Annotated in this window: 11 protein-coding genes; 9 read left to right on the top strand and 2 right to left on the bottom strand. The window is 67.1% G+C overall.

What is annotated here, in order from left to right; genetic code table 11:
- The first annotated feature begins 4 nt into the window (after positions 1-4).
- From J2X42_RS00070 to J2X42_RS00080, 3 genes are all read left to right on the top strand, one after another.
- Positions 5-1,336 (top strand): geranylgeranyl reductase family protein, encoded by a 1,332-nt coding sequence (locus tag J2X42_RS00070; protein ID WP_310160935.1) that lies wholly within the window; start codon positions 5-7, stop codon positions 1,334-1,336.
- On the top strand, positions 1,333-2,433 hold the full coding sequence (locus tag J2X42_RS00075; protein ID WP_310160936.1) for a polyprenyl synthetase family protein: 1,101 nt from the start codon (positions 1,333-1,335) through the stop codon (positions 2,431-2,433). The genes J2X42_RS00070 and J2X42_RS00075 overlap by 4 nt, the downstream gene beginning before the upstream one ends.
- 377 nt (positions 2,434-2,810) lie before the next feature.
- Entirely contained in the window at positions 2,811-3,647 is an 837-nt protein-coding gene (locus tag J2X42_RS00080; RefSeq protein ID WP_310160937.1) for a type IV toxin-antitoxin system AbiEi family antitoxin domain-containing protein, read from the top strand.
- 115 nt (positions 3,648-3,762) lie between these two features.
- Here J2X42_RS00080 and J2X42_RS00085 read toward each other — a convergent pair whose 3' ends face one another.
- Together J2X42_RS00085 and J2X42_RS00090 are read right to left on the bottom strand one after the other, a co-directional pair.
- A complete protein-coding gene (locus J2X42_RS00085; RefSeq protein ID WP_310160939.1) occupies positions 3,763-4,188 on the bottom strand; it encodes a hypothetical protein in 426 nt (141 codons plus the stop codon).
- Between the two features lie 13 nt (positions 4,189-4,201).
- Positions 4,202-4,897: a TRIC cation channel family protein gene (locus J2X42_RS00090; protein ID WP_310160942.1), complete on the bottom strand. Its 696-nt coding sequence runs from the start codon at positions 4,895-4,897 to the stop codon at positions 4,202-4,204.
- Positions 4,898-4,958: 61 nt separating this feature from the next.
- Here J2X42_RS00090 and J2X42_RS00095 point away from each other — a divergent pair, with 61 nt between their 5' ends.
- The 6 genes from J2X42_RS00095 to J2X42_RS00120 all read left to right on the top strand — a co-directional run bounded on the left by J2X42_RS00095 (position 4,959) and on the right by J2X42_RS00120 (position 12,070).
- Complete coding sequence (locus J2X42_RS00095; protein WP_396133993.1) at positions 4,959-5,669, top strand: sirohydrochlorin chelatase; 711 nt, start codon at positions 4,959-4,961, stop codon at positions 5,667-5,669.
- Between the two features lie 147 nt (positions 5,670-5,816).
- A complete protein-coding gene (locus J2X42_RS00100; protein WP_310160944.1) occupies positions 5,817-7,565 on the top strand; it encodes a nitrite/sulfite reductase in 1,749 nt (582 codons plus the stop codon).
- A 77-nt stretch (positions 7,566-7,642) separates the two neighbouring features.
- Positions 7,643-8,368, top strand: a complete 726-nt coding sequence (locus J2X42_RS00105) for a phosphoadenylyl-sulfate reductase (protein WP_310162109.1) — start codon at positions 7,643-7,645, stop codon at positions 8,366-8,368.
- The gene (gene cysD, locus J2X42_RS00110) at positions 8,365-9,312 is read left to right on the top strand and encodes a sulfate adenylyltransferase subunit CysD (RefSeq protein WP_310160947.1); all 948 of its coding nucleotides are present in this window, start codon (positions 8,365-8,367) and stop codon (positions 9,310-9,312) included. Before J2X42_RS00105 ends, cysD begins: the two co-directional genes overlap by 4 nt.
- Positions 9,313-10,746, top strand: a complete 1,434-nt coding sequence (locus J2X42_RS00115) for a GTP-binding protein (protein WP_310160949.1) — start codon at positions 9,313-9,315, stop codon at positions 10,744-10,746. It abuts the gene before it with no gap.
- 157 nt (positions 10,747-10,903) lie between these two features.
- Positions 10,904-12,070, top strand: coding sequence for an RtcB family protein (locus tag J2X42_RS00120; RefSeq protein ID WP_310160951.1), 1,167 nt, complete (start codon positions 10,904-10,906; stop codon positions 12,068-12,070).
- The last annotated feature ends 83 nt before the right edge of the window (positions 12,071-12,153 follow it).

The raw sequence follows: 12,153 nt of genomic DNA on the forward strand, positions 1-12,153 counted from the left end.
CGGCGTGAATGTACTGATCGTCGGCGCGGGGCCTGCCGGCTCCACCGCCGCGTATTACCTTGCCAGGGCCGGCATCAGCGTGACCGTCCTGGAAAAAACCAGCTTCCCGCGCGAGAAGGTCTGCGGCGACGGCCTCACCCCCCGGGCCGTCCGCGAAATCCAGAAGCTTGGCCTGCCCCACCCTGAAACGGACGGCTGGCGTAAGAACAAAGGCCTGCGCCTGATCGCCGGCGGCCGCACCATTGAGCTGCCCTGGCCCGAGGTGTCCGACTTTCCGCTGTACGGCCTGATCCGCACCCGCCTGGGCTTCGACGAGGAGCTGGCGCGCCACGCACAAGCCGCCGGCGCACAAATCCTCGAGCGGCACAGCGTCACCGAAGCCCTGCGGTCGGAAGACGGCCGCGTGACCGGTGTCCGCGCAGCGCTCCTGGACGAGTCGGGACGCAAGACGGGGGAGTCACGCGACTTCAGCGCCGACGTCGTACTCGCCGCCGACGGCAACTCGACGCGAACCGCCGTGTCGCTGGGCATCCAGAAGCGCGACGACCGTCCCCTCGGCGTCGCCGTCCGCACGTACTTCACGTCGCCCCGCACCGACGACGACTGGATGGAAGGCTGGCTGGAGCTCCCCGGCCGCGACGGAAAACTGCTCCCCGGCTATGGCTGGGTGTTCGGCGTCGGCGACGGCACCTCCAACGTGGGACTGGGCATCCTGAACTCGTCCAAGGATTTCGGCAGGCTTGACTACAAGCAGGTCCTGCGCGAATGGACCGCCGGCATGCCCGCCGACTGGGGCTTCACCCCCGAGAATCAGGTGGGCGAAATCCGCGGCGCCGCGCTGCCCATGGGCTTCAACCGCACCCCGCACTATTCGCCGGGCATGCTCCTCCTGGGCGACGCCGGCGGCATGGTCTCCCCGTTCAACGGCGAGGGCATCTCCTACGCGATGGAGTCGGCACGGTTCGCGGCCGAGTTCATCATTGACGCCTCCGCGCGCTCTCATGCCGCGGGCGGAATGTACGACGCCGATGCGCACCTTTCCGGCTACGCGGACTATGTTCGGGGCCAGTGGGGATCGCACTTCACGCTGGGCCGGGCATTTGCCGCGCTGATCGGAAAGCCCGCCGTCATGAAGCTCGCGCTGCGGACCGGGATGCCTATTCCCGTGCTGATGCGCTTTGTGGTGCGGCTGCTTGCCAACCTCACCGATCCAGCCGCGAAAGGCTTCGAGGACCGGGCCATCCGCGTCCTGGAGTCGCTGGTTCCGGCCACATCCAATACACCGTCGGCCTCGAATCAGCGGTATCCGCAACAAAAAGTTAGGGTTAACCCGTGACCAACTCCGCAGACCACAGCTGGACGCATGCCGGGCACGGCCTGCCGGACTCCGAACCCAGCCTCAACACCACCGCCATTGCCACGGGACTTCAGCTGCCCGCAGGCTTCGCGGCGATCGCGGAGGACGCCGAACTGGGCCCCGCCATCACCAACAACCTGGCGCGGGTGGAAAAAAAGCTGCGTGAAGCCATTGCCAACTCGGACCCGCTGGCTGACGCAACGTCGCGTCACCTCGTGGAAGCCGGCGGCAAGCGCATCCGGCCGCTGCTGACACTGCTGTGCGCGCACCTCGGTGACGCGTCGTTGCCAGCCGTGGTGCAGGCCGCCGTCGTGGTGGAACTGACCCACCTGGCAACGCTCTACCACGACGACGTGATGGACTCGGCCCCGTTCCGCCGCGGCGCCCCCACGGCCCACGAGGTTTGGGGAAACTCCGTAGCCGTCCTCACGGGCGACCTCATCTTCGCCCGCGCCTCCATCCTGGTGTCCGAGCTGGGCTCGCGCGCCCTGGGCATCCAGGCCCGCACGTTCGAGCGGCTGTGCCTGGGCCAGCTGCATGAGACCGTTGGCCCGCGCCCCGATGAGGACCCCGTGGAGCACTACCTCTCCGTCATCGCCGACAAGACCGGATCCCTGGTGGCCGCCTCCGGCCAGCTGGGTGCCATCTTCGCCGGCGCCGACCCCACCTACGAGGACGTCCTGGTGGAATACGGCGAAAAGGTGGGCGTGGCCTTCCAGCTCGCAGACGACGTCATCGACGTCACCGGCATCAAGGTCAAGTCCGGCAAGTCCCCGGGAACCGACCTCCGCGAAGGTGTCCCCACGCTGCCGGTGCTGCTCCTGCGCAATGCAGCAGCGGACGGCGACCAGACCGCCGTCGAACTTTTGAAGCTGATTGACGGCGACCTGACATCCGACGACGCCCTGGCCGCCGCCGTTGCCGGGCTGCGCGAGCACCCCGTCACAGCTGAGTCCTGGGTGGTTGCGCGCCGCTGGGCCGACGAGGCCATTGCCGCGCTGGCTCCGCTGCCGGAGGGCGTCGTGAAGTCGTCGCTGTCCAACTTCGCCCTGGCAGTGGTTGACCGCGCAAGCTAATTATTGATTTGGGGCCTGGCCCGGGTTAACGCCCGGCCAGGCCTTTGGCTTAAAACGGAATAGCCCCGATTCTCAGCAACGATACGAGTCATGCGTTGCGTCGAACCGGGGCTATTTCTCCGTTCGCATCAGATCCGCCGGAGGCGTTTAGCGGATCCGTGAACAGTCTATGACAGCTTTGTCACAGAACGCAAGTCCCTTGTTACTGGCCGTGTCACAGACTTTCTGCTCCTTCGTGGGGCACATTCGTCCGCTGCAAGCGCATTCCGCGCTGGAGTGGCGGCGTGTCCGTGTCGAAGTGCCCCGGGACGGCGGCGTTGTCCACATGGCCCATCTTGGATCTGCCCACTGCTGTGGCCGGCGGGCACCGTGGAGCCATGGATATTGAGAGTTTCCTCGCCCCTCGGAGCGTGTCCCGGGCTTCGACGCTTCATAAGGCCGGTTTTTCCCGGACATACCTCGACAAGGCGCTGGCCGCCGGACGCATTGTGAGAATCCGGCGGGGCGTCTACGGCTTGCCGCGGCAGGCGGATGTGCTCGGCCTGGCGCTACGGCACAACGCCCTGCTGACGTGCCTGTCCGCCGCCCCCACGTACCGGCTATGGACGCTGCACAACCCAGATTCCGTGCACCTGAGCCCAGGGCATAAGAAGTCTCCGCCGGGGACGCTGATTCACGGGAGGTGTGCACATCCGCCGCACAAATGGCTGCCGGTGGCGGGCCTGGCCGACGTCCTCATTCATGCGCTGCGTTGCTTGCCCGCGGTGGAGGCCCTGGTTATGGTTCAGTGCGCAGCCCAGCGGGGAGACGTCACCGTAGATTTCCTGCGGCGCAAGCTCCCGGGCAACCGCAACGCCCGGGCCAGGTCCCTGTTGGACTACGTGATTCCCCGGGCGGATTCCGTATTGGAGGTGTTGGCCAACTACCACTTCCGGCGGGCGGGGCTCCACGTCCGCAGGCATGTAGAGCTTCCGGGGGTGGGGGAGGTGGACTTCCTTGTCGAGGAATGCCTCGTGGTGGAGACCGACGGCAGCACGCATTTGGAGCCCCGGCAAGTAAAAAAGGACAGAAAGCGGAACAATGCCACCCTGATCGGCGGTCGTCTGGGCCTGAGGTTCGGCTATGACGACGTCGTCCATCACCCCGAGCGGATGGTGGCAGAGGTGTTGGCGGTACTGGACCTGTGCCGGCAGGGAGGCTTCGGCGCGCGTTAGGGCCGGTCGTGGGGCACTTCGGAGCCCGGCAAGCGCGTTCCGTGCTGGATTGACGGCGTGTCCGTGTCGAAGTGCCCCGCGACGGCGGCGGAGCCAGCCACGAAAGCCCGGGGCCCTAGTCTTCTTCGTCGTTAAACGCCCACTCGAACATGTCAAAGACGAACTCCGAGAACGTGCCTTCCTCGGATTTCCACTGGCCGCGGGCATTGTTGCGGCGGTAAACGATGGGGTCCGGGACGCCGAGGTCGCCCACACGGAAGCCCCAGGTGAACTGCTCTTCCTCGTCTTCGAGGAACATCAGGAAGCCTTCGTCGTCTACTTCGAGTTCCTCGGGGTCCCAGAAGTAGTGGTACGCCTCCATCAGGTCCTCGCAGCCGCCGAGGGCCAGGTAGAACTCGCGCAGGACCAAGGGGATCTGGAATTGGTGTTCGTCGAGGGCGGAGTCAAGCTCGTCGGCGGACAGCCCGTCCTCTTCCTGCCATTCGTCTTCGAGATACTTCGGAACAAGCGCGCGGAACTTCTCGAGGAACATGTCAGTCATGGTCATATCGTAGCTAATCCCGTGGTGCTCCCGAGCCGCGCCCAGCCCCACCAGCCCCATCAGCGCCGGGCACACCCCGCCGATGCCAGCCGTGCACCGCCAGCGGAACGTACCAGGAGCGGCGCCAGGCCACCACCCGGAAGGTGAACGCCACGGCCGCCACGGCACACGCGGTCAAGGCGTTGAACGAACCGGTCACCCAGAGGAAAGTCGTCAGCGCCGCGCCGCTGAAAGCGGGGAGGGCGTACAGGTCGCGGGGGTCGAACAGCTGGGGCACCTCATTGGCGGTGATGTCCCGGAGCAGGCCGCCGCCCACCGCCGTCGTCACACCCAGCAGCACCGCGGCAACCGGGTTCATCCCCAGCGTCAGGGCCTTCAGCGTGCCGGTGATGCAGAACAGTGCCAGCCCGCCGGCGTCGAACAGGGTCAGCAGCGAGGTGAACCGCTGGACGCTGGAAAACAGGAAATAGACCAGCACGGTGGCAAAGACAGGAGGCGCGAGGTACGCCGGGTTGGTGAACGCGGCCGGGGTGGTGTTGAGGATGATGTCGCGGATCACGCCGCCGCCCAACGACACCAGGGAGGCCAGCAGCAGCGAGCCGACCAGGTCGAACTGCTTCCGTGCCGCCAGCAGGGATCCGGAGACGGCAAAGAAGAAGACGCCGGCCAGGTCCAGCCAGACCAGGGCGATGTCAAAAGGGAATGTCATGGAGCGTCCCGGCGTATTTCGAGAGGGCGGACAGGGCGGCTCCAACGTTACGCTAGCGGGTATGAACAGCCCCATCATGATCGCCTGCGCCCACGGAACGTCCAGCCCGCTGGGTGCTTCCGAGGTCAACGGCCTCCGTGCCGACATCGCCGCCCTGCGCCCCGGCCTGGACGTGCGGGAGGCGTACGTGGATGTCCAGGACCCGGACCTCGTTGACGTCATGGCAGGGCTGCCGGAGGGAGAGCCGGCGGTCATAGTGCCCCTGCTGCTCAGCGTGGGATTCCACACCAAAGTGGACATCGCGAAGGCGGCGCGTGGCCGCGATGGCAGCAGCGCGTCGGAACCCCTCGGCCCGGACCCGCGGCTGGCGGAGATCCTGGACCAGCGGCTGCGTGAGGCCGGGGCCACGGAACACGACGCCGTCGTGCTGGCTGCTGCGGGCTCCACCAATCCCAAGGCCTCCGTCAGCGTGGAGGAGCTCGCCAAGCACCTGAGAAGTCTCCGGAGCAACCGGATCGTGCCCGCCTACGGTGCGGCCGCGAAGCCTTCAGTGCCCGACGCCGTTGCCTCCCTGCGTGCCGACTTCCCCGGCGGGGAGGGGCAGGGGAGGGTCATCATCGCCTCCTACCTGTTGGCGCACGGCTTCTTCCACGACCAGCTGGCGAAAGCCGCAGCCGACATCGTGACGGAACCGCTGCTGCCGTCCCGGCTCATGGCTGAGATCGCGCTGGACCGCTACGACGCCGCCGTCGTGGGTAGTCAGAAGCCCTAAACGGAGGCCACCCGGCAGCGCCCGGCCATGCACAGCCCGGAGGCATCTTCAAGGCCCTCCGGCGGTTCATGACGAAATGTTTCCCTAGGTGACTTAGCGTTTCCCGACCCTTTGTGACGCTATTCGGGTGGGACCTACAGTCGATGCATGACTGATACAGCTCTAGCCGGAGCGTCTGCGGACCCCGCTGCCACCAAGCGCCCCGCACGCACCTCCACCCGCCCCGCTGCAAAGCCGCACGGCCAGTGGAAAGTGGACGGAAAAACCCCGCTGAACGCCAACGAAACCTGGAAACAGGAAGACGACGGCCTCAACGTGCGCGAGCGTATCGAGTCCATCTACTCCAAAGAGGGCTTCGACTCGATCCCCGGCCAGGACCTGCACGGCCGCTTCCGCTGGTGGGGCCTGTACACCCAGCGCAAGCCCGGGATCGACGGCGGCAAGACCGCAACGCTTGAGCCGCACGAGCTCGAAGACAAGTACTTCATGCTCCGTGTGAGGATCGACGGCGGCGCGCTCACCACCGAGCAGCTGCGCGTCATCGGCCAGATCTCCGTTGACTTCGCCCGGGATTCCGCCGACCTCACCGACCGCCAGAACATCCAGCTGCACTGGATCCGTGTGGAGGACATCCCCGAGATCTGGACCCGCCTGGAAGGTGTTGGCCTGTCCACCACCGAAGCCTGCGGCGACGTGCCCCGCGTCATCCTCGGATCCCCGGTGGCCGGCATCGCCAAGGACGAGATCATCGACCCCACCCCGCTGATAGCGGAACTGGGGGAGCGGTTCATCGGCAACCCACTGCTGTCCAACCTGCCGCGCAAGTACAAGACCGCCATCACCGGCCACCCCAGCCAGGACGTGGTCCACGAGATCAACGACTTCGCCCTGGTGGGTGTGAAGCACCCCGAACTCGGCATCGGCTACGACCTCTGGGCCGGCGGCGCGCTGTCCACCAACCCGATGCTCGGCAAGCGCCTCGGTGCCTTTGTGAAGCCCGAGGAAGCCGCCGAAGTATGGCTCGGCGTCACCAGCATCTTCCGCGATTACGGTTACCGCCGCATGCGCACCAAGGCCCGCCTGAAGTTCCTGATGGCCGACTGGGGTCCGGAGAAGTTCCGCCAGATCCTCGAAGACGAATACCTGGGCTACAAGCTGGCCGACGGCCCCGCCGCGCCCAAGCCCACGTCCCCGGGCGACCACATCGGCGTGCACGAACAGAAGGACGGCAAGTTCTTCATTGGCGCCACCCCGCTGGCCGGCCGGCTCTCCGGCGGTCAGCTGGTGAAGCTCGCGGACACCCTTGAGGCCCGCGGCTCGTTCCGCCTGCGCACCACCCCGCACCAGAAGCTCGTGGTGCTGGATGTCGCCAAGGACCACGTTGAGCCGCTGGTTGCCGAGCTGGACGCACTGGGCCTGTCCGCCCGCCCTTCCGTGTTCCGCCGCGGCACCATCGCCTGCACGGGCATCGAATACTGCAAGCTGGCCATCGTGGAAACCAAGGTCACCGCGGCCACCGCCGTCGCCGAGCTGGAACGCCGCCTCGCGGACCTCACGGCGTCCGGCGAACTGCCGCACGCGCTGTCCCTGCACATCAACGGCTGCCCCAACTCCTGCGCCCGCATCCAGACCGCGGACATCGGACTCAAGGGCATGATGCTTCCCACGCCCGACGGCGACCCCACCCCGGGTTTCCAGGTCCACCTCGGCGGTGGGCTGGCTTCCACCGACCGCGAGGAAGCAGGGCTGGGCCGCACCGTCCGCGGCCTCAAGGTCTACGTTGAGGACCTGCCGGACTACGTGGAGCGCGTCGTCCGCACGTTCGTCGCCCAGCGCGCCGAAGGCCAGACCTTCGCCGAGTGGGCCCACGCAGCAGATGAGGAGGCCCTCCAGTGAATCCCCAGCCACTCCCCAACCTCGCAAGCTCGGCCGGGTACCCCGGTGGCCGTGGCCCCTCCCTCGGAGTCGACCCCGTGGCTGAGACCGTCGAGAAGCCCACCCTCCGCACCCACGACGAGCTCAAAGCCATCGCCGAGTCCGGCGCTGCCGAGCTCGGCTGGGACGCCCCGGCCCGCGACGTGATCGCCTGGGTCGAGCGCAACTTCGAGCTGCCCGCAGTGGCGGTCGCCTGCTCCATGGCCGACGCCGTCCTCCCGGCCCTGGTCGCGGACCAGATGCCCGGCGTCGACGTCCTGTTCCTGGAGACCGGCTACCACTTCCCGGAAACCTACGCCACGCGTGATGAGGTGGCCGCGAACCTGCGTGTCAACGTCGTTGACGTGCTGCCGGAGAACACCGTGGAACAGCAGGACCGGCTCCTGGGCAAGGACCTCTTTGCCCGCGACGCCGCCCAGTGCTGCGCCCTCCGGAAGGTGGCCCCGCTGCGCCGCACCCTCGCCGGCTACGAACTCTGGTTCACCGGTGTCCGCCGCGACGAGGCCCCCACCCGGACCAACACGCCGCTGGTGACCTGGGACGCGGTCAACGGCCTGGTCAAGGTCAACCCCGTGGCCGCGTGGACGTTCGACCAGCTGGTCCAGTACTCCGATGACAACCTCCTGCCGGTCAACCCGCTGCTTTCCCAGGGTTACCCCTCCATTGGCTGCCAGCCCTGCACCCGGAAGGTGGCGCCGGGCGACGACCCCCGCGCCGGCCGCTGGGCAGGGACCGACAAGACAGAATGCGGACTACACGTATGAGCACTTTCCTAACTGAGGAGACCACCCAGGTGACTGAAGCCGCCGTATCCACGCGCCTCTCCAGCCTGGACGCCCTCGAGTCCGAAGCGATCCACATCATCCGCGAAGTCGTGGCCGAGTTCGAGAAGCCCGCTCTGCTGTTTTCCGGCGGCAAGGACTCCGTGGTGATGCTGCACCTGGCCACCAAGGCGTTCTGGCCGGGCAAGGTCCCGTTCCCGGTGCTGCACGTGGACACCGGCCACAACTTCCCCGAGGTCATCGACTTCCGCGACCGCACGGTCGAGCGCCTGGGCCTGAAGCTCGTCGTCGGGTCCGTCCAGGAGTTCATCGACCGCGGCGAGCTGGCCGAGCGCGCCGACGGCACCCGCAACCCGCTGCAGACCGTCCCGCTGCTGGACGCCATCCAGAAGAACAAGTTCGACGCCGTGTTCGGCGGCGGCCGCCGCGACGAGGACAAGGCCCGCGCCAAGGAGCGCATCCTGAGCCTCCGCGACGAATTCGGCCAGTGGGACCCGCGCAACCAGCGCCCCGAGCTGTGGAACCTCTACAACGGCCGCCACACCGTGGGCCAGCACGTCCGCGCGTTCCCCATCAGCAACTGGACCGAGCTGGACATCTGGCGCTACATCGAACGCGAGAACATCGAACTGCCGGGCCTGTACTACGCCCACGACCGCGAAGTGTTTGCCCGCGACGGCATGTGGCGTGCGGTGGGCGAGGTTTCCCAGCCGCTGCCGCACGAGGAAGTCATCACCAAGACGGTCCGCTACCGCACCGTGGGCGACATGTCCTGCACCGGTGCCGTTGAGTCGGCCGCAGCCACCGTGAGCGACGTTGTGATCGAAGTTGCCGCCTCCACCATCACCGAACGTGGCGCCACCCGTGCAGATGACCGCATCTCCGAGGCAGCCATGGAAGACCGCAAGAAGGATGGGTACTTCTAAATGAGCACCGACATATTGGCCGCTGAGCTGGAAACAGCCCTGCCCACCACCCTGTTCCGCTTCGCCACCGCAGGATCGGTCGACGACGGGAAGTCCACTTTGGTGGGCCGCCTCCTGCACGACTCCAAGGCGATCCTCGCGGACCAGCTAGACGCCGTTGCCCGCACGTCCGCGGACCGCGGCTTCGGCGGCGCGGGTGCCACCGGCACCCAGGCGATCGACCTGGCGCTCCTCACGGACGGCCTCCGCGCCGAGCGCGAGCAGGGCATCACCATCGACGTGGCCTACCGCTACTTCGCCACGGACCAGCGCAGCTTCATCCTGGCCGACTGCCCCGGGCACGTGCAGTACACCAAGAACACGGTGACTGGCGCGTCCACTGCGGATGCCGTCGTCGTACTCATTGACGCCCGCAAGGGTGTCCTGGAGCAGACCCGCCGGCACCTGTCCGTGCTGCAGCTGCTGCGCGTGGCGCACGTGATCGTGGCCGTCAACAAGATCGACCTCGTGGACTTCAGCGAGTCCGTGTTCCGCGAAATCCAGGCCGACGTGCAGCAGGTGGCCCGCGAACTGGGCATCGGCGCTGCCGCGCTGGGGACCGCAGACCACATCGACGACCTGCTGGTGATCCCGGTGTCCGCCCTCGACGGCGACAACGTGGTGGACCGGTCCGAGCGCACCCCCTGGTACGACGGCCCGGCCCTGCTGGAGGTCCTCGAGACGCTGCCGGCCGCCGATGAGATCGACACGCAGCTGGAGAGCTTCCGTTTCCCGGTGCAGCTGGTCATCCGCCCGCAGGGTGCGCTGGCCCCCGACGCCGTGGCCGGTGGCCTGGACGTTGAGGCCTACCGCGACTACCGCGCGTACGCCGGCCAGATCACCGAGGGTTCTGTGAAGGTGGGGGACAAGGTTTCCGTCCTGACGCCCGGCCAGGCCCCCCGCACCACCACAGTGACCGGCATCGACTTCGCCGGTGAGTCGCTGGAGGAGGCTTTCGCGCCGCAGTCCGTGGCCATCCGCCTGGCCGAGGAATTCGACGTCGCCCGCGGTGACACCATCGCCGCCGCCGGGACCGTCCGCGAGTCCTCCGCGGACCTGTACGCAGCCCTGTGCTGGCTCTCGCCCAAGCCGTTGCGGGAAGGTGCCAAGGTGCTGGTCAAGCACGGCACGCGCACCGTCCAGGCGCTGGTCCGCAACGTCAGCGGCAAGCTGGACCTGGCCTCCTTCAAGCTGGAGGCTGCGTCAAGCCTGGAGCTGAACGACATCGGCCACGCGCAGCTCCGGCTCGCCGCGCCGCTGCCGCTGGAAAACTACCTGCACCACCGCCGCACCGGCGCGTTCCTGGTGATCGACCCGCTGGACGGCAACACGCTGGCCGCGGGCCTGGTCAAGGACCACCCCGGCGACCACGAGGACGAGCGCTACTCGATCTGAGTTTCTCCTAGGCCCTGAGGTCGCCGGAAACGTGTGGGATCGCTGCAGATTTGCGGCGACCTCGCTCCTTTCCGGCGATTTCGTGGTTTAACGACTTGTCCCCGCCCTTGCCACGCCGTGCGACAGCCCCCCATCATCAGGAATGGGAGGCGCCACCGTGGAGACCATCAACAGCAAGCTCATCAGTTGGGCCTCGATCCTGGACGCCAAGACCCTTGACCAGGCGCTGGCCACCTCCACGCTGCCGTTCATCTACCCGCACCTGGCCCTGATGCCGGATGCGCACCTGGGCAAGGGCGCCACCGTGGGATCGGTGATTCCCACCCTGCACGCCATCATTCCGGCCGCCGTTGGTGTTGACATCGGCTGCGGCATGATCGCCGTCCGGACGCAGTACTCGGTGAAGGACCTGCCAAGGGACCGGAAACGGCTGCGCGAGGACATCGAACGCGCCATCCCCCTTTCCGCCGGGCACAACAACAGGTCAGTCCAGGCCACCGCGGAGCCGCGGATCGCCGAGCTCAAGAGGCTGGCGGCCAAGGCCGGCTTCAACCCGGCCCAGTACGTCGAAAAATGGGAACTGCAGCTGGGCTCCCTGGGTTCGGGCAACCACTTCATCGAGGTCAGCGCCGACGAAACGGATGCCGTCTGGCTCTTCCTCCACTCCGGCTCCCGCGGCGTCGGGAACAAGATCGCGCAGCACCACATCGGCGTCGCCCAGCAGGTAACCCGGAAGCGGGGGACCAAACTGCCGGACCCCGACCTCGCCTACCTCGACGAAGGCACACCCCCGTTCGATTCGTACATCAAGGAACTCCGCTGGGCCCAGCACTTCGCGCTCCTGAACCGCGAGGAAATGATGGACCGGGTCATCACGCAGTTCGGCCGCTGGGTGGGCGGCCACGTCACGGAGCGCGAGCGGATCAACTGCCACCACAACTTCACGCAGCTGGAGACGCACTACGGCAAGTCGGTGTGGGTCTCGCGCAAGGGCGCGATCAGGGCCGAGCCCGGCGATCCGGGACTTATTCCGGGATCCATGGGGACGGCGTCGTACGTGGTGGAAGGCCTGGGCAACCCCGCGTCGCTGAACTCCTCCCCGCACGGCGCCGGCCGCGAGTACTCCCGGACCGCGGCCCGGAAGACGTTCACCCTCGCCGAGCTGAAGGAAGCCATGCACGGGATCGAGTTCCGCCCGTCCGAGGCATTCATCGACGAAATCCCGGCGGCGTACAAGCCCATCGACGTCGTGATGCGGGACGCCGCGGACCTGGTGAAGGTGCGGCACAAGCTGCGGCAGCTGGTCAATGTTAAGGGCGACTGAACTGAGTAAACCGCGTCTCCCAGCCACCGAATGTGACGCTAGATGAACCCGCGTGACCCAGCGTTTCTGCTTCATTGAACGGG

The organism is Arthrobacter sp. BE255 (assembly GCF_031457335.1).
GTDB lineage: Bacteria > Actinomycetota > Actinomycetes > Actinomycetales > Micrococcaceae > Arthrobacter.

Excerpts from the sequence above, each read along its gene's own strand:
- J2X42_RS00095 (WP_396133993.1), top strand. The coding sequence starts at position 4,959 with ATGAACAGCCCCATCATGATCGCCTGCGCCCACGGAACGTCCAGCCCG.
- J2X42_RS00080 (WP_310160937.1), top strand. The coding sequence starts at position 2,811 with ATGGATATTGAGAGTTTCCTCGCCCCTCGGAGCGTGTCCCGGGCTTCG.
- J2X42_RS00085 (WP_310160939.1), bottom strand. The coding sequence starts at position 4,188 with ATGACTGACATGTTCCTCGAGAAGTTCCGCGCGCTTGTTCCGAAGTAT.
- cysD (WP_310160947.1), top strand. The coding sequence starts at position 8,365 with ATGAGCACTTTCCTAACTGAGGAGACCACCCAGGTGACTGAAGCCGCC.
- J2X42_RS00100 (WP_310160944.1), top strand. The coding sequence starts at position 5,817 with ATGACTGATACAGCTCTAGCCGGAGCGTCTGCGGACCCCGCTGCCACC.
- J2X42_RS00090 (WP_310160942.1), bottom strand. The coding sequence starts at position 4,897 with ATGACATTCCCTTTTGACATCGCCCTGGTCTGGCTGGACCTGGCCGGC.
- J2X42_RS00115 (WP_310160949.1), top strand. The coding sequence starts at position 9,313 with ATGAGCACCGACATATTGGCCGCTGAGCTGGAAACAGCCCTGCCCACC.